The sequence below is a fragment of the Cohnella massiliensis genome, assembly GCF_900169535.1.
Classification (GTDB): Bacteria; Bacillota; Bacilli; order Paenibacillales; family Paenibacillaceae; genus Cohnella; species Cohnella algarum.
On sequence record NZ_LT821253.1, the window covers coordinates 21222 to 44975 of the forward strand.

The window sequence follows — 23754 nt, forward strand, 5'->3', positions numbered from 1 at the left end:
TTATCCCCCGAAGGGTTCCTTAGAAAGGAGGTGATCCAGCCGCACCTTCCGATACGGCTACCTTGTTACGACTTCACCCCAATCATCTACCCCACCTTCGACGGCTGGCTCCTTGCGGTTACCCCACCGGCTTCGGGTGTTGTAAACTCTCGTGGTGTGACGGGCGGTGTGTACAAGACCCGGGAACGTATTCACCGCGGCATGCTGATCCGCGATTACTAGCAATTCCGACTTCATGCAGGCGAGTTGCAGCCTGCAATCCGAACTGAGACCGGCTTTTTAGGATTGGCTCCAGGTCGCCCTTTCGCTTCCCGTTGTACCGGCCATTGTAGTACGTGTGTAGCCCAGGTCATAAGGGGCATGATGATTTGACGTCATCCCCGCCTTCCTCCGGTTTGTCACCGGCAGTCACCTTAGAGTGCCCACCCAAAGTGCTGGCAACTAAGATCAAGGGTTGCGCTCGTTGCGGGACTTAACCCAACATCTCACGACACGAGCTGACGACAACCATGCACCACCTGTCTCCTCTGTCCCGAAGGAAAGGCCTATCTCTAGACCGGTCAGAGGGATGTCAAGACCTGGTAAGGTTCTTCGCGTTGCTTCGAATTAAACCACATACTCCACTGCTTGTGCGGGTCCCCGTCAATTCCTTTGAGTTTCAGTCTTGCGACCGTACTCCCCAGGCGGAGTGCTTAATGTGTTAACTTCGGCACCGAGGGGTGGACCCCCCCAACACCTAGCACTCATCGTTTACGGCGTGGACTACCAGGGTATCTAATCCTGTTTGCTCCCCACGCTTTCGCGCCTCAGCGTCAGTTACAGTCCAGAGAGCCGCCTTCGCCACTGGTGTTCCTCCACATCTCTACGCATTTCACCGCTACACGTGGAATTCCGCTCTCCTCTTCTGCACTCAAGTCCCCCAGTTTCCAGTGCGTCACGGGGTTGAGCCCCGCACTTAAACACCAGACTTAAAGAACCGCCTGCGCGCGCTTTACGCCCAATAATTCCGGACAACGCTTGCCCCCTACGTATTACCGCGGCTGCTGGCACGTAGTTAGCCGGGGCTTTCTTCTCAGGTACCGTCATCGAGCTAGCAGTTAACTAGCCCTTATTCTTCCCTGGCAACAGAGCTTTACGACCCGAAGGCCTTCCTCACTCACGCGGCGTTGCTCCATCAGGCTTTCGCCCACTGTGGAAGATTCCCTACTGCTGCCTCCCGTAGGAGTCTGGGCCGTGTCTCAGTCCCAGTGTGGCCGTTCACCCTCTCAGGTCGGCTACGCATCGTCGCCTTGGTGAGCCGTTACCCCACCAACTAGCTAATGCGCCGCAGGCCCATCCCTTAGCGACAGATTGCTCCGTCTTTCCCAGCTCGCTCATGCGACCAAGCTGCGTATCCGGTCTTAGCATTCGTTTCCGAATGTTATCCCAGGCTAAAGGGCAGGTTGCCTACGTGTTACTCACCCGTCCGCCGCTAACCTTCTTAAGTAGCAAGCTACCTAAAAAGATCCGCTCGACTTGCATGTATTAGGCACGCCGCCAGCGTTCGTCCTGAGCCAGGATCAAACTCTCCATAAAGGGACTTTTGACGGCAGGGTTTCCGAAGGAAATCCTGAGAGTCAAAATGTCCAACTACTTTATTGAAGAGCCCTTAGGCTCAAAAAGTTATTGCTGGTTTGTCTCGCACAGGCTCAAAGCCTGCATTCGACTTGTTTCCAATTACGCTCGATGTTCAGTTTTCAAGGAGCAATCGCGTTAGCCCGAAGGCCTTCGCTTTCGCGTCGCTGTCGTAACGGCGACTTGATTAATATATCACATTTACATACTCGATTGCAAGAGGTTTTTTTGATTTTTTTCAAATTCGCCGCTGCCGATCGATTTTGTAAATGCGCGCCTCTTGCGAGGGGCGAAAGTTACTTTAACATATCCGCGACTGCCCAGTCAACCCCCTTCTTAAACTTTTTTACTTTCTTTCGGCTTCATCTTCAGTCCCAACGCATAATGAGACAGCTCGCGCGGGGGCGCGATTCGGGCGTACATCCGGAAAACCGTTTTATAGCGTTTGGAGATCGCTTCTTTTACGGGACCGTCCAATCTGCGATCGTTCAGATCAAGCAGCATCTCGTCCAATTCTTTGCGCAGCATATAATCGAGTTCCTTGCACTCTTTATCCGTGAACAGCATACCGAGCATGCGGGATCGAACCTCCTTGATCAAATGCCGTCCGAGCCCGACAAGCGCGCATCCCGGCATAAGTGTTACTGTTATGCTCCATTTTTACCACCTTTATGACGAGGTCTAAACTTTTTTCCCCGACGGTTCCCGCGCAAGACGCAGATGTTCGGATCGCAATAAAAAAAGCCCGCCGTCAAGCGAGCTCCGAATTCGTCGTCAGCCAGTAGGTAAAGGTGCTTTCGATGACCGCCGCCAAAAGAAGCAGCAGCACGATTGCGATCAGCGTCGGGACGGATCCTTTCAATGCGAAGACGAACCCGCTCCACGGCTTATCCTTGCCGATCAGCGATCCCCAAAAACTTTTTATCGCCGAAAATCCAAGGTATATCCCCATTCCGCAAGCCAGAAACAAAGCCAGAAATTCGACGATGCCGTGAGGCAGGATCGATTTGGCGATCATCGGCCAAATGTTGAAGCCCTGGTCCGCAATCCCGCCGAACAAATACCCGAGCAGCATGCCGTTCAGCACCAGCGTGAAGACCGGCATCATGCATAGGACGATCCCGAAATACATCGCGAGGACGACGCTTCTTACATTATTGAAAAAAATCGTGGTGAAAAAGCTCCATTGCGGGTTGTCCGAGCTGCTCGCTTCGTTCGCCATTTCCGAGATTGCCTTCATCTGCTCGTCCAAAAACGGCAGCGAAGTTTGCGAGCCGCCCACGACGACGCTGGCGAAAAACAAAATGGCGGCGAATATGAAGTAGCGGCGCAAGTTTTTCCACGTCTGCAAAAGTGCGGTGCGGCTAAACAAATCCCGATCCCCCCGTGAATATAATAAATGTCCAAGCATACATTGATAGTAACCAAGCCGTGCTGCCGCAACGAGCGACGAGCGGATTCCCCAATCGGAAAGGAGCCGAACGAAAGCCCATGAATCATTTTTTCGTTTTTAACGGACGGCGCATCACCAAATTCTTTTTTTTGCTGATCGCCGCTCTGCTGTCAGGAGCCATCGTCTGGATCGAAAGGGACAACATCAGCGTATTCGCTCCGCCGACGCCCGCCGCCATCTACAACGTTCCGACCGAACGGAAGGCCGTGGCGCTCACCTTCGATATCAGCTGGGGCGACAAGCGGGCGGAACCGATTCTCGATATTTTGAAAGAAAAAGGCGTCACGCACTCGACCTTCTTCCTGTCGGCTCCCTGGAGCAAAACGCATCCGGAACTGGTCAAGCGAATCGTCGACGACGGCTTCGAAATCGGCAGCCACGGGCATAAGCACGACAATTACAGCGAATATACCGACGAAGAGATTCGCCGGCAAATCACGGTCGCGCACGGCATTTTAACGGAGATGACCGGAAAGGCGCCGAATCTGATCCGCCTTCCGAACGGCGATTTCGACAAACGCGTGCTGAAAATCGCCGAAGAACAAGGCTACAAAGTGATCCAATGGGACACGGATTCTCGCGACTGGAAAAATCCCGGCGTCGACGCCATCGTCCGGCGCGTCGTTGACGGCGCCCACCCCGGCGACATTATTCTGATGCATGCGAGCGACTCGAGCAAACAGACGCATGAAGCTTTGCCGGCCATCATCGATCAGCTCCGGGCAAAGGGCTACGAATTCGTTACCGTCTCCGAGCTGCTCAGCCAAACCGAAGCGGAGGGCAAGACGGTCGAGGACCGTTCGGCCTGGTCCGAGCTTGTCTCCCCTTAACCGGCTTGCGTCGTCGTATTCGCCGCCTGCGCCGGCGCTCCCAAAATCCGGTGAAGCTTGAGAATTTGGTACGTGTTGCAAACAAACAGCGGAATCATGTAAAAAACAAGCGATGCGATGTTGCCCGAGCGGAAGCTGGGCAGCGCCTCCACCGCGGTTACCGCGATCATGAAAAACATCGTCGGTATCCACGCCCCGGCGGTCGTCTCTTGCGCTTTGCGCCAAGCGACGGCCGCCGCCGCGCCCGTAAGCAGAATCGGAAGCAGCCAGAACGTCGCGGCCGGAAACTCGCTGTCATACGTCCAGAACGCGATTTCGGCCAGCACGAACAACGTAATGAAAGCTTGCGCGGCCACCCACAAATAAGGGCGCTTGAACACGCTTCGCGAAATGTAGTTCAGCATCAAATAAGCGAAAAAGCCCATATGCGAAAACGCCCCGAACGACAAGCCCGCAATCGCCATCATAAACAGGTTGTACAGCCAGCCCTTCGTGCCGACATCGCGGAATTCCAGATCCATCAGCTGCAGCGCCCCTCCGACGACGACCGCGGCCGCAGAGCCGATCAGAATGCTCATGCCGAAGAGCGACATCCATTTACGCAAATTCAAAATCAATTCCTCCCAAGTCGTTGCTTCATCGCGAATTCCATAAAAGCGCATACCTCCTTCCATTTTACCACGTTCAAGTCAAAAAGCCATGAATGCCCGTTATATTCGGCCGATTCCCGTCGCATACTACAACCATTATCCCAGCGAAGGGAGAACGTCTTATGCGAATGCGGCCAAAACGCCTGTCCCGATTGGCGATTGTGCCCGTCATGGCGATCCTTCTCGCCTCCTGCGGCCAAGAGTCGAGCGGCGGCGGCGGCCAACAAATGTCCTACAAGGACGTCAAGTCCATGGTCATCGATATTCTCGGATCCGCCGAAGCCCAAGAGGCGATTACGAACGCCTCGACGGCCAAATACGGAGCGAGCAGCCTTCATATGCAATCCATGACGCCTCAGGATCAGGAGCAAGTACGAATCGCGGTCAAGGACGTCCTTACTTCTCCCGAGTACGACCTGGTATTGCGGAAGCTGATGACCGATCCGAAATTCGCCGGGGAATTCGCCAAGGCGGTAAGCAAGGAAAACAAGCAGCTGCAAAAGGATTTGATGAAAGACCCCAGTTATCAAAAAGAAATGATCAACGTCCTTCAAAGCTCGGAAATGCAAAAAGTTTTCGTGCAGTCGATGAAGATGCCGGAATACCGTCAGCAGATGATGAGCGCCGTGCAGGAAGCCGTCCAAAATCCCGTCTTTAAGCTGGAAATCATGAAGATGCTGCAGAGCGTCGTGAAGGAAGAGCTGAATCCGAACAAAAACCAGTCCGCCGGAGGCGCAAGCGAGGGCGGCGGTGAAGGCGGAGGAGAAGGCGGTGGCGAAGGCGGCGGCGAAGGCGGTGGCGAAGGCGGCGGCGAAGGCGGCGGACAGGAAAGCCAATGATCCGAGCAATCGGGTAGGAGGCTACTCATTAGTTGAGTAGCCGACCTCCCACACCACCGTACGTACCGTTCGGTATACGGCGGTTCCTAAGTTTACATTCGAACAGACTTGAAATACGCTGAGAAGGTTGTGTAACCGGCTTTCTCCAGAAGTATGTCGGTTACAGTCGTGTGCAGGATTGGGCTTTTGGCTGTTCGCCAATAGCCTTTTCTTGTACTCGCGAACTTGAAGGCGGTGTTGTGGTCGTTTCCGAGTTTACGCAGCATGGCATTCAGATTCTCCCGGCTCAAGATTTGCTCTAGTAGCTTGTCCCCTCGGCTGTTGGTGTTGGTGTTGTTGTTTTCAGTTATCCGCTTGTCGGTAAGCGCTCCCGCATACCCTTTGTGTTCCGCACTATCTCTTTGCGGGCAGCCCTTGCTACAGCAAGGTATTCTGCTTTCTTTTGTCCCGACTTTGGTAACTTTCATTGACTAACACCTCCTTAGGTTCAACCCTTCATAACGCTTGTCGCGTTACTAATATGGTCTCTGCTGACTTCTCACGATAAATCTTGTTTCAACCGCATCTCGCTCATCCGCTTCATGCGTCCGTGAGACCTCCCACGGTAAGACGCGTCGCTTTCATCCCATGTACCCGCCGTATTTACATCCTCGTGTCCGTGTAGTTTATTGGATTTTGTCTTGTTTAGCAGACTCGTCCCACTTTGGATGCCTGATGCGATTCGTGTTCCTCGGGTCGGGACTTTGCCTCCAGCTTCCTTCAGATTCCACCTCGCGATGGACACCCTTGCTCTTGGCTAATGGTTGGCAACTGCCAGCCCCCATAGCGGACTTTCACCGCCTAGCTGCGCGTCATGCGTGGCGCACTAAAAAAAGAACCGCTGACAGGCTTCCCGTCAGCGGTTCTTTTATGTTCGAGCGGTCGGATGGATCGTGTACCGCCATTCCGGCTTCAACGATCCGCCCGCGCCGTTTTCTCGATGATCTTGTCCGCCAAAGCCAAATATTCCCGGCCTTCGGGCGTATTGTCCTTATAGACGGAAGGAGAAAAATCCGGCTCCGAGGGATGGTTGTCCGGGGCTCCCAGCGGAAACTGCGCGAGCAGTTCGGTGCCGAGCGTTTCCGCCAGCTTGCCGCCGCCCCCGCGGCCGAACACGTATTCGCGGGTGCCGTCGGTTTTGCTTTCGTACCAGGACATGTTTTCGACGACGCCCAAAATTTCGTGCTTCGTTTTGATCGCCATCGCGCCCGCCCGCGCCGCCACGAACGCCGCGGTGGCATGCGGCGTCGTCACGATGATTTCCTTGCTGTGCGGAATCATCTGGTGGACGTCGAGCGCCACGTCTCCGGTGCCCGGAGGCAAATCGAGCAGCACGTAATCGAGCTCGCCCCATTCGATATCGGCAAAAAAGTTGCGCAGCATCCGGCCGAGCATCGGCCCGCGCCAAACGATCGGGCTGTTGTCCTCCACGAAAAAGCCCATGGAAATCACTTTAACGCCGAAACGCTCGATCGGACGGATTTTGTCCCCGACCGCCTCCGGCCGCTCTTCGATCCCCATCATATCGGGCACGCTGAAGCCGTAGATGTCGCAGTCCATGATGCCGACGCGCTTGCCGCGCCGCGCCATCGCGACCGCGAGGTTGACGGTGACGGTCGATTTGCCGACGCCGCCTTTGCCGCTGGCGACGGCGATGAATTGAACGCCGTTCTCGGGCCGCAGCAGCGGATGCTGCTCCATGCCGGCTCCATGCCCCTTCACCGGCGTTCCTTGGGCCCCGGCGGGCGCGGAAGCCGGCTGACCGCTCTTTCCGTCCGCCGTCTGTGCCGCGCTTGCCCCGGCCGCATTCAGCTTGGCCAGGGCTTCCGCCTTTTCATGGTCGGTCATTTCGCGGAATCGCGCGTGCAGCGAGCCTTTCGCCGCTTTATGCAAAGAGCCGGCCAGCTCCGCCTCCACTTGCTTCGCTTGCGCGATGCTGTCCGGATGAAGCACGACGGTCAGCGACACGTTGTCTCCTTTGACCATGACGTCCCGGACAAGCCCAAGCTGGACCAAGGGACGCCGCAGCGTCGGCTCGACAACCGCCTGCGCCAGCTCCAGCACCGTTTCTCTCGTTATCATCCGTTCCTTGCCTCCGCTTCGTCCTTTTCTCATCTGCTATTATAGCACAGCTGTCCGGTCAGCGCTGTCCGGTCTCGCCGCTGGTCAGTGTCAAGCTAGCGTGGGCAGTCATTTAAGATGCCTGGAACGCGAACCCCGAAGGAACCTCTTCCTTGTAAGCGCTTTGCTTCGTTCTTTCATCAAACACAAGTGATTTGTCAGAATTTTTTGCCGTTATCCGCGAAGTGCTTTGAGTGCCATACCCGTTGTGCTGCTTTGCTTCGGTCCTTGCAGCATGCGAATCATTCCAGCGATACAACCCTTGACCGGTTGCGTCACGTTCTTGAGCAATTGCCGCATGTTTATCGACTGCTGCGGCGTTGCCTGCTTACTCGCTTGTCCTTCAACCGTTCTTACCACCGTGCCCGCTTCTTGAATCCTCATCATCGTCCTCAGCATCGCCCTGACGCCTCGCTCACTCCAACTGTACCCGCCACGCTTCGTCCGCTTGGCGAATATACGCATCTGCGATTCCGCGCTTCCCATCGGGCGCATACCGCTTGTGTCGATCCCCTTCGCCTGGAGTGTTTTTCGGTAGTCGTCCAAATGCTTCTCATGCCGCTTTAGAAATCTTTTATACGGCTTCCAATCCTTCCGGTTCTCTTCCGCTATCTCTTGCTCCGACACGCCTTCCAGGACCGCCATAAGCGCGGCTGCATCCTGTTTGGCCAAAGACCGTCTCACGGTCTCCCACACCTGCGGCAAATGACCAACAAAGCGTTTCAAATCACGCGCCACATGAAAGCGGTCCAGCATGTACAGACATTGGTGAAAGTAGGATGTACATTCCCCGATCCACGCCGCGCCGTCTCCGTTCACCACAAGCCACGTGTTCTCGTCGATTTCGTAACGCTCCACCAGAAAGTCCCCGAACCCTTCCCAGAAGTCGCCGCCGCTCGTATGCAGGTAATGCTGTTTGTTCTTCAGCTGTACCCGCTTGCCGTTCTTCTCCCAGCCTTCGTGTACGACTGCAATTGCGTTCTCCATCCCGCGCTTTTTGCTCCGCTGCAGCTTCGTGTACAGCCCATCCACTTCCACGAACAGCACGCGGGCAGCGCGCCGTTTCACCGCTGGCATCGGCTGTTGCGCACGCTCCATCAGATTTTCCCTGATCGCTTGGTGGCTCAGCACATTGTAGCCCAAAAGCTGCTCCAGCCTCTTTGCGCTGTCCCGGTACGACGGTCCTTGGCTTGCGAATGCGATTGCTGTCTCTTCCAAATGCGGACTGACTTTCCCGCGCCCTTCGAATTGCAACAGCTGATCCAGCAGATACACGTGTTTGCCGCTTCTACGGTCACAGTACAATCTCCGCTTAAAGCGCACATTCCCGAACACTGTGTTGACGCTTGTTTCACGCTCGTCCTTTACTCGATAACGCTCTCGGTCCCGTTGCTCCAGGATCTGCTGATCCAGCGCCTCCAGTACCTGCTTCATCGCACGAGCGAATTCCTCCTGCATTTTCCGGAAAATCCATTGCTCAATCTCTTTCATCGTCGGCATTGTTGTGGTAAAGTGGCTCACAGGAGCTTCCTCCTTCTTGGTGTGTTGTGCGCAAACATCACTTTACCAAGGGAGAAGCTCTTTTTCTATATCCGCTTTTTCCAATTCCTACACCCACAGAGATTTTACACTATCTCGCCGCTGCTGTACCGCAGGATGCCGCGGTAGAGCGAGGCCGCCACCTTTTTCTGGTATTCGACGTCCGCAAGCAGCTTCGATTCGCCCGGGTTGGACAAAAATCCGACCTCGATGAGCGCGGAGGGCATTTCCAGCTCCTTGAGCAAATACACCGTTTCGTTCTTTAAAGCGGTTCGGTTCGTATTGGCGAGCGTTTCGCGAATTTCCTTCTGCAGCACGGCAGCCAGCCGCTCGCTTTCCGGCCGCGACGGATGGAAAAACGTTTGGGCTCCCGACCAGGCCGGCGACGGAATGCTGTTCAAATGAATGCTGACCGCCAAGTCCGCCTTTTTCTCCCGAATCGTGCTGACCCGCCGCAGCAGATCCTCCGTTTTGCGCCGCGAGTAGCCTTTCACATCGGTTCCCGCCAAATCGTAATCGCCTTCCCGGGTCAGGACGACGAGCGCCCCCGCCTGCTGCAAATAGTCGCGCAAATAGAGCACGATCGCCAGATTGATATCCTTCTCGATCGTCCCGTCCTCGCTGACCGCCCCGCCGTCGGCTCCGCCGTGTCCGGCGTCGAGCGCGATCACTTTGCCGGAAAGCGGCAGCGACCAGAACGACCACGTGCGCGCGGCCGGCAGCTCGCTCGACAGAACGACGAAGGTAAGCGCGAGCAGACCGACGATTGCGGTCATGCGCATCAGCCCTTGCCGGGTGACCCATATGAAAATCTCGTAGCGTCTTTTCGATTGTCCGAAGCGTTTGAACGATTGTTTTTTAAACACGAATATCCACCCCGTCCCGATGTACGCTACATCATATGGGACAAGGCGGATATTTATTCGTTCTCGCTATAAGTTCGTTCAACCGATTCGCGCGTCGCTTAAATCGTGTACTGCTTGCTGGCTTCGGCCATGCCTTCGATCAAAATCTGCGCGACTTCCGGACGGGAAAATTCGGGCGGCGGGCAAATGCCGTCGCGCAGCAGGGCGCGCACCTTCGTGCCGGACAGCGTCAAATGGTCTTCCTTGCCGTGAGGGCACGTCTTGCTGGAGGCCATGTTGCCGCACTTTTTGCAAAAAAAGCTGTGCTCGAAAAACAGCGGCGTAATGCCGAGCTCTTCGGCGCCGAACGTGCGCAGCAAATCCTGCGCCTCGTAGGTTCCGTAGTAGTCGCCTACGCCCGCATGGTCCCGGCCGACGATGAAGTGCGTGCAGCCGTAGTTTTTGCGGACGATCGCATGAAACACCGCTTCCCGCGGTCCCGCATACCGCATGGCGGCCGGGAAGACGCCGAGAAATACCCGGTCCTTCGGATAATAATTTTCCAGCAGCGCCAGATAGCTCTTCATCCGAACGTTGGCCGGAACGTCGTCCGATTTCGTCTCGCCGACGAGCGGATTCAGAAACAGCGCGTCGACGATTTCCATCGCCGCTTTCTGGATGTATTCGTGGGCGCGGTGAACCGGGTTGCGGGTTTGGAAGCCGACGACCGTTCTCCAGCCCTTTTCGGCGAACAGGCGCCGCGTTTCCGCCGGATCGAAATAATATTCGTTGAACTTTTCCGGCTGCGGACGGTTCAGCACTTGAATCGAGCCGCCGACGTAAGTATCCGGGCGGTCGAACAGCTTGGCGACGCCCGGGTGCTCCAGGTCGTCGGTTTTGAACACTTGAACGGCTTCGCGCCGCTTATCCGCCTGGTAAATGCTTTCGATCTCGATGACGCCGTAGATGACGCCGTCGTTCTCGCCGACCAGCGACGCCTTCTGTCCGACGGACAAAGCGGCCGCCTGATCCTTCGTCACGGCGAGCGTAATCGGAATGCTCCATACCGTGCCGTTCGCAAGACGCATGCGGCTGACGACCGAGTCGTAGTCGTTCTCGTTCATAAAACCGGTCAGCGGGCTGAAGGCCCCGACGCCGATCAAATCCATATCGGAAATCGTCCAGTTGTTTACCGGAATCGCCGTCAGACCGGCCGCTTCGGACAGAAGCGCTTCGCGCTCCGCCCCCTCGAGCAGCCGGTTCACGAGCGTTCCGCCATGCGGTAAAATTGCGCTCATGCTTTTTCTCTTCCTCTCCAGTCGTAAACCCTTCGAAGGGTATTATTTGTGCAGGCCGCACTCCGTCTTGTCCGTGCCGGACCAGCGTCCCGCGCGCGGATCTTCGCCGGGCATGACCGGACGCGTGCAATGCTCGCAGCCGATGCTCGGATAATTTTGATCGTGGAGCGGATTATAAATAATGTCGTTCTCGCGAATGTAATGCCATACATCGTCCGACGTCCAGTCTGCCAGCGGGTTGAACTTGACGAGGCCGAATTTGGTGTCGTATTCCACCTTCTTCGCGTTGGCGCGGGTCGGAGCCTGATCGCGGCGAATGCCGGTAATCCAGGCGTCGTATTGGCCCAAAATGCGGGTCAGGGGCTCGACTTTGCGGATGTTGCAGCAGGCGTTCGGATCGCGCTTCCACAGCTCGTCGCCATGCTCGGCCGCCTGCTCTTCGGGCGTGATCTTGGGCTTGACCTGCACGAACTTCAGCCCGTATTTCTCCACCATGCGGTCGCGCGTTTCATAGGTTTCTTTGAAGTGAAAGTCCGTATCGAGATAAAAAATGTCGGTTTTCGGGCTGATTTTTTGCAGCATATCGACCAGAACGACGTCTTCGGCGCCAAAGCTGCACGCGAACGTGATATTCGGAAACGCTTCGACGGCCCAGCGGATGACCGTTTCGGGCGACGCGTGCTCGAACTCCTCCGCCTTTTCGCGAATGAGATTTTCCTTTTCCAATAAGTTCATCCGTTTAACCCCCTGCTGACAAGTAGGTACATTTATAAGGCATTAAAATTATACGTTATCGCATCGGATTATTCAATGTTAAAATTGCCGGAAATCGTCGGAAGCTTTCTTCGCGTCTATAGGCAAAAAAACAGCCCCCCCGCCATTGTATGGCGAGAAGGCTGCGAGGTGCATCTTAACGTTTGGAGAATTGAGGCGCGCGGCGAGCCGCTTTGAGGCCGTATTTCTTCCGTTCTTTCATCCGCGGGTCGCGCGTCAGGAAACCGGCTTTCTTCAAGGAAGAACGAAGTTCCGGATCCGCTTTGAGCAGCGCGCGGGAAATGCCGTGACGGATCGCGCCGGCTTGGCCGGAGATGCCGCCCCCGTGCGCCAGCACGAGAATGTCGTATTTGCCGAGCGTCTCGGTCAGAGCAAGAGGCTGCTTGACGATCAGCTTCAGCGTTTCGAGACCGAAGTATTCGTTGATATCGCGTTTGTTGATGATGATGCGGCCTTCACCCGGCACGAGACGAACGCGCGCAACCGAATGTTTACGACGGCCTGTTCCAATATATTGCGCTTGAGCCATTGGTAGGTCCTCCCTTTCGATTAACCGCGAAGTTCGTAAACTTCAGGTTGTTGAGCTTGGTGCGGGTGTTCCGCGCCTGCGTATACTTTCAGCTTCGTTTGCAGTTGGTGGCCGAGCTTGTTTTTCGGCAGCATGCCGAAAACGGCGAGCTCGATCATGCGGTCCGGACGCTTCGCGTTCATCTCGGCTGCGGTCGTCGTTTTCAGTCCGCCCGGATAGTGCGAGTGCGTGTAGTATTTCTTTTGTTGCCACTTCTTGCCGGTCAGGACGACCTTCTCCGCGTTGATGATGACGACGAAATCGCCGGTGTCGACGTGCGGAGTGAATTCCGGTTTATGTTTGCCGCGGATGAGAGCTGCGGCTTCGCTGGCAAGACGGCCGAGCGTTTTGCCTTCGGCGTCGATGACGTACCATTTGCGTTCGACTTCGTTCGGCTTCGCCATGAAAGTGGTGCGCATGTAACATCCTCCTTGATCGAAATGGCCTGTTCCGTTTTGTATGTCAAAAAGACATATTGTTCGTTTATTCAGTCGGGTAATTCTCGTATGCGGACGTTCGGCGCCTCTCGCTTCGGGCTGAGAGGAGGAACGACTCTTGCATGTCTTGCGGGCGCGCATTCTCCATCGGGGCCGTGGGTAGCCTGAAGAACACACAACTCACATCATACAGGAAAAAGCCCGATTTTGCAAGCTAAAATTGCATATTATCGAGTCGGATTCCAGTTGACGCCCCACTCTTCTCCATATTCGACCTCCCAAAGCCGAAGACCGTATGGAGGAGCCGTCGGACCGGCTTTGGACCGGTCTTTGGCGGCGATGATGCGGGCGACGTCCTCCGGCCGGCGCTTGCCTTCTCCGACCTGCAGAAGCGTTCCCGCGATAATCCGAACCATGTTGTACAAAAATCCGTTCCCGGTCAAAAACAGATGCGCCCGGCCCCGGCCTTCGCCCTTCTCGCCTTCGCCCTCCACCGCAAGCCGCGCTTCGTATATCGTCCTTACGTAGTGCGGCTTGATTTGCCCCGGATTGGCGAACGAGCGGAAATCGTGCTCTCCCAGAACATGCCGCAGCGCTTCGCGCATCGCGTCGAACCGCAGCGGGGCATAATGGTGGAAGGCGAAATGCCGCGAGAAGACGTCGGGAAACGGTTCGCATATCACCGAATAGCGGTACGTCTTGCGGATGGCGTCATGCCTGGCGTGAAAAGAAAGCGGCACCTCGATCGCGTCGCGCACGACGATATCGTTCGGCAAGCGGGCATTGAGGGCCAGCGCCCAGCGCTCGACCGGAATGCGGGATTCGGTGGCGAAGTTGACGACCTGCCCGCGGGCATGAACGCCCGCGTCGGTACGGCCCGAGCCGTGAATCCGCAGCCGCTCGCCGGTCAAATGACCGATCGCCTCCTCGAGCTTGTCCTGGATCGTATTGCCGCCGGGCTGGCTTTGATAGCCGTTGTACGCCGTACCGTCGTAACTCACGAGCAAACAAATGTTTCTCAACGTTAAATGCCCCTTCGTTTCCAGCTTCGGGTGGGAAGCATACAAAAAAAGGATGATCCGAACGCGGGTTCGGTCCATCCTTTCTTGTTCCGCACTTACGCGCGATCTACGAGCTCCAGGTAAACCATCGGAGCCGCATCGCCGCGACGGGGGCCCAACTTCAGAATGCGAGTGTAGCCGCCCGGACGTTCCGCGTAACGGGTTGCCAGTTCGGAGAACAATTTTTGAATGGCGTCTTGGTCGCCGTCCAGCGTCTCCCTGCGTACGAATGCCGCCACTTGGCGACGGGCATGCAGATCGCCGCGCTTCGCCAGCGTGATCAGCTTCTCCGCGATCGAACGCACTTCCTTCGCTTTCGCTTCCGTCGTTTGGATGCGTTCATAAAGGAACAAGTCGGTCACCAGGTCGCGGAAGAGAGCCTTCCGTGCGCTGGAATCGCGACTCAGTTTTTGATAAGCCATCGGTTTTTCCCTCCCTGCCTGTCTTTATTCTTCAATGCGAAGGCCGAGGCCCAGCTCTTCGAGCTTCTCTTGCACTTCCTCCAAAGATTTGCGGCCCAGGTTGCGGACCTTCATCATGTCTTCTTCGGACTTCGTGATCAGCTCTTGAACCGTGTTGATGCCGGCCCGTTTGAGACAGTTGTAGGAGCGAACCGAAAGATCGAGCTCTTCGATCGTCATCTCGAGCACTTTCTCTTTCTTGTCTTCTTCCTTCTCCTTCATCGTCTCGGTGTCCTTGGCTTCGTCGGTCAGGCCGACGAACAACGACAAGTGATCCGTCAAGATCTTCGCGCCCAGGCTGACCGCTTCTTCCGGCCGGATGCTTCCGTCCGTCCAAACTTCAAGCGTAAGCTTGTCGTAGTTGGTCACCTGGCCGACGCGGGTATTCTCGACTTTGTAATTGACGCGGGTAATCGGCGTGTAGATCGAATCGACAGGAATGACCCCGATCGGCTGATCTTCTTTCTTATTGCGATCCGCCGGGACATAACCGCGCCCTTGCTTGGCGAAAATGCGCATATGAAGCCGCGCGCCCGAAGCCAGAGTCGCGATATGCAGATCCGGATTCAGGATTTCCACGTCGCTGTCCGCCCTGATGTCGCCGGCCGTCACAACGCCTTCGCCTTCCGCATCGATCTCGAGCACTTTCTCCTCGTCCGAATGAATTTTCAGCGACAGACGCTTCAGATTGAGGATAATTTCCGTTACATCCTCAATGACGCCCGGAACGGTGGAGAACTCGTGAAGAACCCCGTCAATCTGAACCGATATAACGGCTGCGCCCGGCAAGGACGACAGCAGAATGCGGCGGAGGGAGTTCCCCAACGTCATGCCGTATCCGCGTTCCAGCGGTTCCACGACAAAACGGCCGTACCTTCTGTCTTCCTGTATCTCCACCGACTCAATTTTCGGCTTTTCGATCACAATCACAACCATAACCCTCCTTCAAAACGTCGCGCTGCGCCGCTGACGTTGCCGATTGTTTTGCCCCATCAAGCTTGCGATGAATTGCGAAGGGCAAACCATGTAGTATGCCTAACCATTACAACCATTATTCACAAGTTGTTTTTGTTTGATACCACATAGGAGCGCGCATTATACGCGACGGCGTTTCGGAGGACGACATCCGTTATGAGGGATCGGCGTGACGTCTTTGATCATGCTGACTTCGAGTCCGGCAGCTTGCAGCGAACGAATCGCCGCTTCGCGGCCGGCGCCGGGACCCTTGACCATGACTTCAACAATACGCATGCCGTGCTCCATCGCGGCGCGAGCGGCGGTTTCCGCAGCCATTTGAGCGGCGAACGGCGTGCTTTTGCGCGAGCCTTTGAAGCCCATGTTGCCGGAGCTTGCCCAGGATACGGCGTTGCCGTGCGGGTCGGTGATCGTCACGATCGTGTTGTTGAAAGTCGAGCGGATGTGCGCGACGCCTGAATCGATATTTTTCCGGTCGCGACGTTTCGTGCGGACGACTTTCTTGCCCTTTTGTGCCATGTTGGTTATCCCCCCTTATTATTTTTTCTTATTCGCAACCGTACGGCGCGGACCTTTGCGCGTGCGGGCATTCGTTTTGGTGCGTTGGCCGCGGACAGGCAGGCCGCGACGATGACGGACTCCGCGGTAGCAGCCGATTTCGATCAGGCGCTTGATGTTCAGCGCGATTTCGCGGCGCAGGTCGCCTTCGACCTTTTGCGTTTTGTCGATCGTCTCGCGCAAACGGGATACCTCGTCCTCGGTCAGATCCCGAACGCGGGTATCCGGGTTGATGCCGGATGTCGCAAGAATCTTCTGGGACGTCGTTTTGCCGATCCCGAAGATGTACGTCAGGGCAATTTCCACGCGTTTGTCGCGGGGAAGGTCAACACCAGCAATACGTGCCATGCGTAAGAAGCACCTCCTCTTAGCCTTGTTTTTGTTTGTGTTTCGGATTTTCGCAAATGACCATCACGTTGCCTTTGCGACGGATGACCTTGCATTTTTCGCAAATGGGCTTGACCGAAGGTCTCACCTTCATGATAGATAACCTCCTTAATGTACGATCCGAATCGATCGTCACGCGGATGGCAGACCGGACGAACTATTTGCGGTACGTGATGCGGCCGCGCGTAAGATCGTACGGCGACAGCTGTATCACCACTTTATCACCCGTAAGGATACGGATAAAGTGCATCCGCAATTTGCCGGAAACGGTCGCCAGAATCTGGTGTCCGTTCTCGAGCTCCACTTTGAACATCGCGTTCGGGAGCGGTTCGATGACCGTTCCTTCAACCTCAATGACGTCCTCTTTGGCCACCGTCATTCCCCTTTCTCTTCAGCATGCGCTTCAAGCTGTCGCTTAGCGCTTACGATCGCAAAACGTAGCTTCCCGTTCGTGACGCGTCCGGTTTCGCGGAGGCTGCTTGCGACTTCGTCGCTTGCGATCCCGATCGGTTCGAGATGCAGCACATTTTTACGTTTGGGACGATCGAACCGCCGCAGGTCGCCATCCGCCACGAGCGCGATTCGCTCGCTCTCGAGCCCGATAATGACCAGAAGCTGTCCCTCGTCCTTCCCGCGACGGCTTCTCACGATGTCTCCGGGAGAAAACCTTGCTTGTTCCGTCATCGCGATTCACCTAAGCTTCCGTTCGGGTCAAAATCTCGTACCCGTCGTCGGTTACGGCAATCGTATGCTCGAAATGCGCGCACAAGGATCCGTCGACCGTCACGACCGTCCAGTTGTCGGCCAGCGTCTTCACGTAACGCTCGCCGACGTTGACCATCGGCTCGATCGCCAGCGTCATGCCGGGCTTAAGCCGCGGCCCCCGATCGGGAACGCCGTAGTTCGGGATTTGCGGCTCCTCGTGCAGCTTCGTTCCGACGCCGTGTCCGACATATTCGCGAACGACCGAAAAACCGGCAGCCTCTATCGCCTTCTGGATCCCGTGAGAGATCGTGAACAGCCGAACGTCCGGACGAACGAGCGCAAGACCGGCATACAAAGACGCTTCCGTCACATCCAGCAGCCGCTGCGCCTCTTCGCTGATCTTGCCGACGCCGTACGTCCAGGCGGAGTCGCCGTGGTACCCCTTGTACTGGGCGCCGATATCGATGCTGATGATATCGCCCTCATTCAGCTTCCGCGGTCCGGGGAATCCGTGTACGAGCTCCTCGTTGACGGAAGCGCAAATGCTGGCTGGAAAACCGTTATAGCCTTTAAAAGAAGGTACGGCACCCTGGCTGCGGATGAAATCTTCGGCAATCCGGTCCAACTCTCCGGTCGTTATTCCCGGCACGATCGCCTGTTTCATCAGGCGATGCGTTTCGGCCACAATCCGTCCGGCTTCGCGCATCAAGCTTAATTCGGCTTCGGACTTGCAAACGATCATCGCTCGTTACCCTCTCAGAAGAGAAGCGATTTCGGCCGTCACGGCGTCGATCTCCTTCTCTCCGTCCAGTTCCCGGAGCAAGCCTTTGTCGCCGTAATAATCAAGCAGCGGGGCCGTTTTGCTCGTGTACTCGTCGAGACGGGTACCGACCTTCTCTTCCGTATCGTCGGAGCGCTGGTACAGCTCTCCGCCGTCTTTATCGCATACACCGGGCACCTTCGGCGGATTGAAAATGGTATGGTAAGTGGCGCCGCATTGCTTGCAGATCCTCCGTCCCGTCAGGCGGGCAAGCAGAAAGCTGCGGTCCACCTTCAGGTTGATGACATGGTCGATCTTGCGGCCCATTTCGGCAAGCATCGCGTCCAGCGCTTCCGCTTGGGCGATCGTGCGCGGGAACCCGTCGAGCAGGAAGCCGCTTTTGCAATCGTCCAGGGAAAGCCGGTCGCGCACGATCCCGTTGGTCACCTCGTCGGGAACGAGCAAGCCTTTGTCCACGTATTCCTTCGCCTTCTGGCCAAGCGGAGTGCCCTCCTTCATGGCCAAACGAAACGCATCGCCGGTCGAGATGTGAGGAATGCCGAATTCGGCAACGATCCTTTCGGCCTGCGTGCCTTTGCCGGCGCCTGGAGGCCCCATAAACAGAATGTTCATCGTTGTTCCTCCCAAGGCGTAAACCGCATCGCCCGCTGAGGCAATGCCGTTTCGATGCTTATGACTTTTTCGTGATAAACCCTTTGTAGTGGCGCTTGATCAATTGGCTCTCGACCTGCTTCATCGTTTCCAGCGCGACGCCGACGACGATGAGCAGCGAAGTGCCGCCCAATTGAACGCTTCTCGGCAATCCGAAAATCAATCCGAAGAACACCGGGATGACCGATATGACCGCGAGGAAAATCGCGCCCGCGAGCGTGATGCGGGTGATGACGCGCATCAGGTAGCCCGAGGTCGGCTTGCCCGGACGGATGCCCGGAATGTAGCCGCCGTTCTTCTTCATGTTGTCGGCCAGCTGCTGAGGATTGAATTGCACGAACGTATAGAAGAACGTGAATCCGATAATCAGCAGGACGTACAGCACCATGCCGAGCGGTCTATCGTAGTAAAGATGGTTGATGATCCAGTTCGCCCAGCCATGGCCCGCCCAGAATTGGGCGATCGTAATGGGGAACATCAGCAGCGAGGAGGCGAAAATGACCGGAATGACGCCCGCGCCGTTCACCTTGAGCGGAATGTGCGTCGATTGGCCGCCGTACATTTTCTGTCCGACGACGCGTTTCGCGTATTGCACCGGTATTTTGCGCACGCCTTGCTGGATAAAGATGACCCCGACGATCATCGCGACGATCAGCACGACAATCAGCACGACCTGGACGATATTCATGAACAGCTGACCGGAGGCATTCACGAACTTATCCGCATAAATGTCGCGGACATAGCCCGGAATGGCCGAAACGATCGCCGCGAACATCAGGATCGAAATCCCGTTGCCGATGCCTTTTTCGTTGATTTGCTCACCGAGCCACATAAGGAAAGAGGTACCTGCCGTCAATACGATCGCAATCATGATATAGGTCGACCACGAAGGATCGAGCACCATATCGTAATTGTAGATCCGGTTGAATCCGATCGCGGTTGCGAACGATTGAATCACTGCCAGAATGACCGTCCCGTAACGCGTAACCTGCGCCAGCTTGCGCTTGCCGTTTTCGCCTTCCTTGGCCCATTCCGCGAATTTCGGAATGACGTCCATCGAGAGCAACTGAACGATGATCGATGCCGTAATGTAAGGCAAAATCCCCAGCGCGAAGATGGAGAATTGGAACAAGGCGCCGCCGGAGAACGTGTTGAGCAGGCCGAACAGCTCGTTGCCCTGTTCGTTGGCCATGGTGAGGACGTCTTTGTCAATGTTCGGTACCGGAATGAAGGAACCCAAGCGATAGACAAGCAGGATGAAAAGGGTAAACAGGATCCTCTTGCGAAGGTCCTCTACTTTCCAAATGTTGGAGACGGTCGCGAACATTAGATCACCTCGGTTTTACCGCCGGCGGCCTGGATTTTTTCTACAGCGGATTTCGAAAACTTGTGGGCCTTGACTGTCAAGCCTACGCTCAGTTCGCCACCCGCCAGAATTTTGATGCCGTCCTTCGGGTTTTTGATGATCCCTTTTTCGAGAAGCAGCTCCGGCGTTACTTCCGTGCCCGCCTCAAACCCGCTAAGCTGTTCCAAGTTTACGATCGCGAACTCCAGAGCGAAACGGTCGTTGTTGAAACCGCGCTTTGGAAGGCGACGGTACAACGGGTTTTGGCCGCCCTCGAAGCCCGGGCGAACGCCGCCGCCCGAACGAGCGTTTTGGCCTTTGTGGCCGCGCGTGGACGTTTTGCCCATGCCGCTGCCGATGCCGCGACCGACGCGCTTGCGGCTGAACTTGGAACCTTCGGCAGGAGAAAGTTCGTGCAATTTCATCGTTGTCGCACCTCCTTGATTATTTTGCGATTGCGTGCCGTATTAGCCGTTGATCTCTTGAACCTTGATCAGGTGGCTGACATGGTTGATCATGCCGCGGATCGCGGCGTTGTCTTCTTTGACGACCGATTGATTCAGCTTGCGCAGTCCAAGCGATTGAACCGTCTGGCGTTGATCTCCCGGACGGCCGATCAGGCTGCGAACGAGGGTGATTTGCAATTTCGCCATGGTGTCCCCTCCTTAACCTAACAGCTCTTCCACGGTTTTGCCGCGGAGCTTCGCCACGTCTTCGGCGCGTTTCAGTCGGGAAAGTCCCTCCAACGTCGCATTAACCATGTTGATGGAGTTGGAAGAGCCCAGCGATTTCGTCAAAATATCGCCGACTCCGGCGAGTTCCAGTACGGCGCGGACAGGACCGCCCGCAATAACGCCCGTACCTTCGGATGCCGGTTTCAGCAGCACTTTGCCGGCGCCGAATTGACCCATGACGGAATGTGGAATCGTCTTGCCAACCAGCGGGACGAAAACGAGATTTTTCTTTGCGTCCTCGACGCCTTTGCGGATCGCGTCCGGAACTTCGGACGCTTTGCCGATGCCGGCGCCGACCCAGCCGTTGCCGTCGCCGACAACGACGAGCGCGCTGAAGCTGAAGCGGCGGCCGCCTTTGACGACTTTGGAAACGCGGTTGATCTGGACCATTTTTTCAGTAAGTTCCAACGTATTCGGATCTACACGCAAGTCGTTTACCCTCCTTGTTTCCGTAGTGAATTAAAACTTGAGTCCGGCTTCGCGGGCTGCGTCCGCCAGAGCTTGAATGCGTCCGTGGTAAAGATAGCCGCCGCGGTCGAACACGACGTTTTCGTGACCTTTATCTTTCGCGCGTTTCGCGATCAGTTCGCCGACTTTAGCAGCGGATTCGACGCTGCCGCCGTTGCCGATTTGCGGAGCCAATTCCTTGTCAAGCGTCGACGCGGATGCGATCGTAACGCCCTTGACGTCGTCGATCAGTTGAGCGTAGATGTGCTTGGAGGAACGGAACACGGACAGACGCGGACGTTCGGTCGTTCCGCTGATCTTTTTGCGAACGCGCAGATGACGTTTCAAACGGGCTTTGTTTTTATCGCCTTTGGTGATCATTTACGGAGTTCATCTCCTTTCTTCCTGACCGTTAAGCCGCGGCCCTATGCCGCCGCTTCATTATTTCTTTTTGCCGGCTTTGCCTTCCTTGCGGATGATGCGCTCGTTTTCGTACTTGATCCCTTTGCCTTTGTAAGGCTCGGGCGGACGAACGGCGCGCACTTTGGCGGCGATGGCGCCCACGGCTTCTTTGTCGATGCCTTTGACGACGATTTTGTTCTGAGCCGGCACTTCGAATTCGATGCCGCCTTCCGGAACGAATTCGACCGGATGGGAGTAACCTACGTTCAGAACGAGTTTCTCGCCGGATTTGCTGGCGCGGTAGCCGACGCCGACAAGCTCGAGATTTTTGGAGTAACCTTCGGTTACGCCGCTGACCATGTTCGCGACGATCGAACGGGTCGTACCGTGCAGCGAGCGGTGCAGCTTATGATCGGAAGGACGTTCGACGGAAATGACGTTTCCTTCGATCGAAACTTTGATGTCTTTATGCAAAGCGCGGGACAAAGTGCCTTTCGGCCCTTTGACCGTAATTTGATTTTCCTCCAGGCTCACGTTCACGCCGTTAGGCACCTGGATCGGTTTGCGTCCGATACGGGACATGGGTACACCTCCAATCGTTTGCGGGTTGAATTACCAGACGTAGCAGAGCACTTCGCCGCCGGACTTGAACTGACGGGCTTCCTTGTCGGTGACGATGCCTTTGGACGTCGAAATGATCGCGATCCCGAGGCCGCCCAGTACGCGCGGAATTTCGTTCGATTTCGTGTAAACGCGCAGGCCGGGTTTGCTGATGCGTTTCAGACCCGTGATGACGCGCTCGTTGTTTTGACCGTATTTCAGGAAAATACGGATCAGGCCTTGCTTGTTGTCTTCGATATATTCGGCGTCGCGGATGAACCCTTCGCGCTTGAGAATTTCGGCAATCTGCTTTTTCACCGTGGAAGCAGGAAGCTCGACCGTCTCGTGACGAACCAGGTTCGCGTTGCGAATGCGCGTCAACATATCTGCAATAGGGTCAGACATAACCATGGGGGGTAAACCTCCTTCCGTAACTAGGCTGATTACCAGCTCGCTTTTTTAACGCCAGGAATCTGGCCTTTATACGCCAATTCGCGGAAACAAATCCGGCAAATTTTAAACTTTTGCAACACGGAATGCGGACGTCCGCAACGCTCACACCGCGTGTAAGCACGGACTTTAAACTTCGGTGCACGTTGTTGCTTGATTTTCATCGACGTTTTTGCCACTTGCTTTCACACCTCCCGATTGGGCCTTGGCTCGCTGGCCAGGTGGGCGACGTCACTTCGAGAACGGCATGCCCAATTGGGACAGCAGTTCGCGCGCTTCTTCGTCCGTATTAGCAGTCGTTACGATCACGATATCCATCCCGCGAATCTTGTCGATCTTGTCGTACTCGATTTCCGGGAAGATCAGTTGTTCTTTGATGCCGAGCGTGTAGTTCCCACGTCCGTCGAACGATTTCGTCGATACGCCGCGGAAGTCGCGAACGCGCGGAAGCGAAATGTTGAACAGCTTGTCGAGGAAGAAATACATCCGGTCGCCGCGCAGCGTGACCTTGGCGCCGATCGGCGCGTTTTCGCGAAGGCGGAAACCTGCGATGGACTTCTTCGCGCGGGTGACGACCGGTTTCTGGCCGGAGATTTTTTGCAAATCTTCGACGGCCGAGTCCAGCACTTTGGAGTTTTGGACCGCATCGCCTACGCCCATGTTGATGACGACTTTTTCGATTTTCGGCACTTGCATGACCGATTTGTAGCTATACTTCTGCATCAGCGCAGGAGTGATCTCGTTGAGGAAACGTTCTTTCAATCTTGCTGCCATCTGTCAAAGCGACCTCCTTTCCGTCTGGATTGAAATTAGTCGATTTCTTGGCCGGAACGCTTGGCGATCCGAACTTTCTTTCCGTTCTCAAGCACTTTGTGACCGATACGGGTCGGCTTGCCGCTCTTCGGATCGACGTGCATGACGTTGGACACGTGAATCGGAGCTTCTTGCTCGATGATGCCGCCTTGCGGATTGTTCGTGGAAGGACGGGTATGTTTCTTGACCATGTTCACGCCTTCGACCAGCACGCGGTTTTCGCGCGGGTAAGCGGCGATGACGCGGCCTTTCTTGCCCTTGTCCTTGCCGGTGATGACGATGACGTTATCGTCTTTCTTCACGTGCAATTTATTGTTGTGCGATTCCAGCACTTTTTTCAAACGGGGCATGAGTACACCTCCTAGCCTGTTTTACTT

33 protein-coding genes and 1 rRNA gene are annotated in these 23754 nt (G+C 55.9%); 2 read left to right on the top strand and 32 right to left on the bottom strand.

All coding sequences use genetic code 11. From position 1 onward, the window contains the following. Positions 1–23 precede the first annotated feature (23 nt). The 3 genes from B7E11_RS01945 to B7E11_RS01955 all read right to left on the bottom strand — a co-directional run bounded on the left by B7E11_RS01945 (position 24) and on the right by B7E11_RS01955 (position 2986). Positions 24–1575: ribosomal RNA gene (locus B7E11_RS01945) — 16S ribosomal RNA — on the bottom strand. A gap of 375 nt (positions 1576–1950) precedes the next feature. Further along, a complete protein-coding gene (locus tag B7E11_RS01950) occupies positions 1951–2190 on the bottom strand; it encodes a hypothetical protein (protein WP_080832032.1) in 240 nt (79 codons plus the stop codon). 175 nt (positions 2191–2365) lie between these two features. Then, positions 2366–2986: a stage II sporulation protein M gene (locus B7E11_RS01955; protein WP_176220572.1), complete on the bottom strand. Its 621-nt coding sequence runs from the start codon at positions 2984–2986 to the stop codon at positions 2366–2368. A 119-nt stretch (positions 2987–3105) separates the two neighbouring features. On the opposite strand from B7E11_RS01955, the gene pdaB reads away from it, so the two are divergent. Further along, the gene (pdaB, locus tag B7E11_RS01960) at positions 3106–3897 is read left to right on the top strand and encodes a polysaccharide deacetylase family sporulation protein PdaB (protein WP_080831952.1); all 792 of its coding nucleotides are present in this window, start codon (positions 3106–3108) and stop codon (positions 3895–3897) included. Here pdaB and B7E11_RS01965 read toward each other — a convergent pair. Continuing rightward, complete coding sequence (locus tag B7E11_RS01965) at positions 3894–4508, bottom strand: KinB-signaling pathway activation protein (protein WP_176220573.1); 615 nt, start codon at positions 4506–4508, stop codon at positions 3894–3896. The two genes, pdaB and B7E11_RS01965, sit on opposite strands and share 4 nt — an antisense overlap. 167 nt (positions 4509–4675) lie before the next feature. Here B7E11_RS01965 and gerD point away from each other — a divergent pair, with 167 nt between their 5' ends. Continuing rightward, positions 4676–5386 carry a spore germination lipoprotein GerD gene (gerD, locus tag B7E11_RS01970; protein WP_176220574.1) on the top strand — a complete coding sequence of 237 codons (711 nt, stop codon included), beginning with the start codon at positions 4676–4678 and terminating at the stop codon, positions 5384–5386. A gap of 92 nt (positions 5387–5478) precedes the next feature. Here gerD and B7E11_RS29945 read toward each other — a convergent pair whose 3' ends face one another. The 28 genes from B7E11_RS29945 to rplX all read right to left on the bottom strand — a co-directional run bounded on the left by B7E11_RS29945 (position 5479) and on the right by rplX (position 23727). Next, positions 5479–5853 carry a hypothetical protein gene (locus B7E11_RS29945; protein WP_213084117.1) on the bottom strand — a complete coding sequence of 125 codons (375 nt, stop codon included), beginning with the start codon at positions 5851–5853 and terminating at the stop codon, positions 5479–5481. Positions 5854–6337: 484 nt separating this feature from the next. Beyond that, positions 6338–7507 carry a P-loop NTPase gene (locus tag B7E11_RS01985; protein WP_080831954.1) on the bottom strand — a complete coding sequence of 390 codons (1170 nt, stop codon included), beginning with the start codon at positions 7505–7507 and terminating at the stop codon, positions 6338–6340. Between the two features lie 213 nt (positions 7508–7720). Then, a complete protein-coding gene (locus B7E11_RS01990; RefSeq protein WP_080831955.1) occupies positions 7721–9067 on the bottom strand; it encodes an ISLre2-like element ISTco1 family transposase in 1347 nt (448 codons plus the stop codon). A 104-nt stretch (positions 9068–9171) separates the two neighbouring features. Next, the gene (gene cwlD, locus B7E11_RS01995; protein ID WP_080832033.1) at positions 9172–9867 is read right to left on the bottom strand and encodes an N-acetylmuramoyl-L-alanine amidase CwlD; all 696 of its coding nucleotides are present in this window, start codon (positions 9865–9867) and stop codon (positions 9172–9174) included. A gap of 182 nt (positions 9868–10049) precedes the next feature. Next, positions 10050–11228 (bottom strand): sulfate adenylyltransferase, encoded by a 1179-nt coding sequence (gene sat, locus B7E11_RS02000; protein WP_080831956.1) that lies wholly within the window; start codon positions 11226–11228, stop codon positions 10050–10052. Positions 11229–11270: 42 nt separating this feature from the next. Continuing rightward, on the bottom strand, positions 11271–11963 hold the full coding sequence (locus B7E11_RS02005; RefSeq protein WP_080831957.1) for a phosphoadenylyl-sulfate reductase: 693 nt from the start codon (positions 11961–11963) through the stop codon (positions 11271–11273). Positions 11964–12138: 175 nt separating this feature from the next. Further along, on the bottom strand, positions 12139–12531 hold the full coding sequence (rpsI, locus tag B7E11_RS02010; RefSeq protein ID WP_080831958.1) for a 30S ribosomal protein S9: 393 nt from the start codon (positions 12529–12531) through the stop codon (positions 12139–12141). 20 nt (positions 12532–12551) lie between these two features. Continuing rightward, positions 12552–12989 (bottom strand): 50S ribosomal protein L13, encoded by a 438-nt coding sequence (rplM, locus tag B7E11_RS02015; protein ID WP_080831959.1) that lies wholly within the window; start codon positions 12987–12989, stop codon positions 12552–12554. Between the two features lie 245 nt (positions 12990–13234). Beyond that, the gene (truA, locus tag B7E11_RS02020; protein ID WP_080832034.1) at positions 13235–14029 is read right to left on the bottom strand and encodes a tRNA pseudouridine(38-40) synthase TruA; all 795 of its coding nucleotides are present in this window, start codon (positions 14027–14029) and stop codon (positions 13235–13237) included. 95 nt (positions 14030–14124) lie between these two features. Then, a complete protein-coding gene (gene rplQ / locus B7E11_RS02025) occupies positions 14125–14490 on the bottom strand; it encodes a 50S ribosomal protein L17 (protein ID WP_080831960.1) in 366 nt (121 codons plus the stop codon). 24 nt (positions 14491–14514) lie between these two features. Continuing rightward, positions 14515–15459, bottom strand: coding sequence for a DNA-directed RNA polymerase subunit alpha (locus tag B7E11_RS02030; RefSeq protein WP_080831961.1), 945 nt, complete (start codon positions 15457–15459; stop codon positions 14515–14517). A 165-nt stretch (positions 15460–15624) separates the two neighbouring features. After that, entirely contained in the window at positions 15625–16023 is a 399-nt protein-coding gene (rpsK, locus tag B7E11_RS02035) for a 30S ribosomal protein S11 (RefSeq protein WP_080831962.1), read from the bottom strand. A gap of 18 nt (positions 16024–16041) precedes the next feature. Continuing rightward, positions 16042–16410 carry a 30S ribosomal protein S13 gene (gene rpsM, locus B7E11_RS02040; RefSeq protein ID WP_080831963.1) on the bottom strand — a complete coding sequence of 123 codons (369 nt, stop codon included), beginning with the start codon at positions 16408–16410 and terminating at the stop codon, positions 16042–16044. Between the two features lie 19 nt (positions 16411–16429). Further along, on the bottom strand, positions 16430–16543 hold the full coding sequence (gene rpmJ / locus B7E11_RS02045; protein WP_003333770.1) for a 50S ribosomal protein L36: 114 nt from the start codon (positions 16541–16543) through the stop codon (positions 16430–16432). A gap of 63 nt (positions 16544–16606) precedes the next feature. Then, positions 16607–16822 (bottom strand): translation initiation factor IF-1, encoded by a 216-nt coding sequence (gene infA, locus B7E11_RS02050; RefSeq protein WP_080832035.1) that lies wholly within the window; start codon positions 16820–16822, stop codon positions 16607–16609. 2 nt (positions 16823–16824) lie between these two features. Next, positions 16825–17133 carry a KOW domain-containing RNA-binding protein gene (locus B7E11_RS02055; RefSeq protein ID WP_080831964.1) on the bottom strand — a complete coding sequence of 103 codons (309 nt, stop codon included), beginning with the start codon at positions 17131–17133 and terminating at the stop codon, positions 16825–16827. A 10-nt stretch (positions 17134–17143) separates the two neighbouring features. Continuing rightward, entirely contained in the window at positions 17144–17896 is a 753-nt protein-coding gene (gene map, locus B7E11_RS02060) for a type I methionyl aminopeptidase (RefSeq protein ID WP_080831965.1), read from the bottom strand. 6 nt (positions 17897–17902) lie between these two features. Beyond that, positions 17903–18547 carry an adenylate kinase gene (locus B7E11_RS02065; RefSeq protein ID WP_080831966.1) on the bottom strand — a complete coding sequence of 215 codons (645 nt, stop codon included), beginning with the start codon at positions 18545–18547 and terminating at the stop codon, positions 17903–17905. A 58-nt stretch (positions 18548–18605) separates the two neighbouring features. Beyond that, positions 18606–19913 carry a preprotein translocase subunit SecY gene (secY, locus tag B7E11_RS02070; RefSeq protein WP_080831967.1) on the bottom strand — a complete coding sequence of 436 codons (1308 nt, stop codon included), beginning with the start codon at positions 19911–19913 and terminating at the stop codon, positions 18606–18608. Beyond that, entirely contained in the window at positions 19913–20356 is a 444-nt protein-coding gene (gene rplO, locus B7E11_RS02075; RefSeq protein WP_080831968.1) for a 50S ribosomal protein L15, read from the bottom strand. The genes secY and rplO overlap by 1 nt, the downstream gene beginning before the upstream one ends. Before the next feature lie 42 nt (positions 20357–20398). Then, the gene (gene rpmD / locus B7E11_RS02080; RefSeq protein WP_080831969.1) at positions 20399–20584 is read right to left on the bottom strand and encodes a 50S ribosomal protein L30; all 186 of its coding nucleotides are present in this window, start codon (positions 20582–20584) and stop codon (positions 20399–20401) included. Between the two features lie 12 nt (positions 20585–20596). Then, complete coding sequence (gene rpsE, locus B7E11_RS02085; protein WP_080831970.1) at positions 20597–21094, bottom strand: 30S ribosomal protein S5; 498 nt, start codon at positions 21092–21094, stop codon at positions 20597–20599. Positions 21095–21124: 30 nt separating this feature from the next. Continuing rightward, complete coding sequence (gene rplR, locus B7E11_RS02090) at positions 21125–21493, bottom strand: 50S ribosomal protein L18 (protein ID WP_080831971.1); 369 nt, start codon at positions 21491–21493, stop codon at positions 21125–21127. Between the two features lie 60 nt (positions 21494–21553). Next, positions 21554–22096 (bottom strand): 50S ribosomal protein L6, encoded by a 543-nt coding sequence (rplF, locus tag B7E11_RS02095; protein ID WP_080831972.1) that lies wholly within the window; start codon positions 22094–22096, stop codon positions 21554–21556. Positions 22097–22126: 30 nt separating this feature from the next. Further along, positions 22127–22525, bottom strand: a complete 399-nt coding sequence (rpsH, locus tag B7E11_RS02100; RefSeq protein WP_080831973.1) for a 30S ribosomal protein S8 — start codon at positions 22523–22525, stop codon at positions 22127–22129. Between the two features lie 32 nt (positions 22526–22557). Continuing rightward, complete coding sequence (locus B7E11_RS02105; protein WP_036580069.1) at positions 22558–22743, bottom strand: type Z 30S ribosomal protein S14; 186 nt, start codon at positions 22741–22743, stop codon at positions 22558–22560. Between the two features lie 52 nt (positions 22744–22795). Beyond that, the gene (gene rplE / locus B7E11_RS02110; protein ID WP_080831974.1) at positions 22796–23338 is read right to left on the bottom strand and encodes a 50S ribosomal protein L5; all 543 of its coding nucleotides are present in this window, start codon (positions 23336–23338) and stop codon (positions 22796–22798) included. Between the two features lie 35 nt (positions 23339–23373). Further along, positions 23374–23727, bottom strand: coding sequence for a 50S ribosomal protein L24 (rplX, locus tag B7E11_RS02115; RefSeq protein ID WP_080831975.1), 354 nt, complete (start codon positions 23725–23727; stop codon positions 23374–23376). Positions 23728–23754 lie beyond the last annotated feature (27 nt).

Excerpts from the sequence above, each read along its gene's own strand:
- B7E11_RS01950 (WP_080832032.1), bottom strand. The coding sequence starts at position 2,190 with ATGCTCGGTATGCTGTTCACGGATAAAGAGTGCAAGGAACTCGATTAT.
- pdaB (WP_080831952.1), top strand. The coding sequence starts at position 3,106 with ATGAATCATTTTTTCGTTTTTAACGGACGGCGCATCACCAAATTCTTT.
- gerD (WP_176220574.1), top strand. The coding sequence starts at position 4,676 with ATGCGGCCAAAACGCCTGTCCCGATTGGCGATTGTGCCCGTCATGGCG.
- B7E11_RS29945 (WP_213084117.1), bottom strand. The coding sequence starts at position 5,853 with ATGAAAGTTACCAAAGTCGGGACAAAAGAAAGCAGAATACCTTGCTGT.
- B7E11_RS01985 (WP_080831954.1), bottom strand. The coding sequence starts at position 7,507 with ATGATAACGAGAGAAACGGTGCTGGAGCTGGCGCAGGCGGTTGTCGAG.
- cwlD (WP_080832033.1), bottom strand. The coding sequence starts at position 9,867 with ATGCGCATGACCGCAATCGTCGGTCTGCTCGCGCTTACCTTCGTCGTT.
- sat (WP_080831956.1), bottom strand. The coding sequence starts at position 11,228 with ATGAGCGCAATTTTACCGCATGGCGGAACGCTCGTGAACCGGCTGCTC.
- B7E11_RS02005 (WP_080831957.1), bottom strand. The coding sequence starts at position 11,963 with ATGAACTTATTGGAAAAGGAAAATCTCATTCGCGAAAAGGCGGAGGAG.
- rpsI (WP_080831958.1), bottom strand. The coding sequence starts at position 12,531 with ATGGCTCAAGCGCAATATATTGGAACAGGCCGTCGTAAACATTCGGTT.
- rplM (WP_080831959.1), bottom strand. The coding sequence starts at position 12,989 with ATGCGCACCACTTTCATGGCGAAGCCGAACGAAGTCGAACGCAAATGG.
- rplQ (WP_080831960.1), bottom strand. The coding sequence starts at position 14,490 with ATGGCTTATCAAAAACTGAGTCGCGATTCCAGCGCACGGAAGGCTCTC.
- rpsK (WP_080831962.1), bottom strand. The coding sequence starts at position 16,023 with ATGGCACAAAAGGGCAAGAAAGTCGTCCGCACGAAACGTCGCGACCGG.
- rpsM (WP_080831963.1), bottom strand. The coding sequence starts at position 16,410 with ATGGCACGTATTGCTGGTGTTGACCTTCCCCGCGACAAACGCGTGGAA.
- rpmJ (WP_003333770.1), bottom strand. The coding sequence starts at position 16,543 with ATGAAGGTGAGACCTTCGGTCAAGCCCATTTGCGAAAAATGCAAGGTC.
- B7E11_RS02055 (WP_080831964.1), bottom strand. The coding sequence starts at position 17,133 with ATGACGGAACAAGCAAGGTTTTCTCCCGGAGACATCGTGAGAAGCCGT.
- map (WP_080831965.1), bottom strand. The coding sequence starts at position 17,896 with ATGATCGTTTGCAAGTCCGAAGCCGAATTAAGCTTGATGCGCGAAGCC.
- B7E11_RS02065 (WP_080831966.1), bottom strand. The coding sequence starts at position 18,547 with ATGAACATTCTGTTTATGGGGCCTCCAGGCGCCGGCAAAGGCACGCAG.
- secY (WP_080831967.1), bottom strand. The coding sequence starts at position 19,913 with ATGTTCGCGACCGTCTCCAACATTTGGAAAGTAGAGGACCTTCGCAAG.
- rplO (WP_080831968.1), bottom strand. The coding sequence starts at position 20,356 with ATGAAATTGCACGAACTTTCTCCTGCCGAAGGTTCCAAGTTCAGCCGC.
- rpmD (WP_080831969.1), bottom strand. The coding sequence starts at position 20,584 with ATGGCGAAATTGCAAATCACCCTCGTTCGCAGCCTGATCGGCCGTCCG.
- rplR (WP_080831971.1), bottom strand. The coding sequence starts at position 21,493 with ATGATCACCAAAGGCGATAAAAACAAAGCCCGTTTGAAACGTCATCTG.
- rplF (WP_080831972.1), bottom strand. The coding sequence starts at position 22,096 with ATGTCCCGTATCGGACGCAAACCGATCCAGGTGCCTAACGGCGTGAAC.
- rpsH (WP_080831973.1), bottom strand. The coding sequence starts at position 22,525 with ATGGTTATGTCTGACCCTATTGCAGATATGTTGACGCGCATTCGCAAC.
- rplE (WP_080831974.1), bottom strand. The coding sequence starts at position 23,338 with ATGGCAGCAAGATTGAAAGAACGTTTCCTCAACGAGATCACTCCTGCG.
- rplX (WP_080831975.1), bottom strand. The coding sequence starts at position 23,727 with ATGCCCCGTTTGAAAAAAGTGCTGGAATCGCACAACAATAAATTGCAC.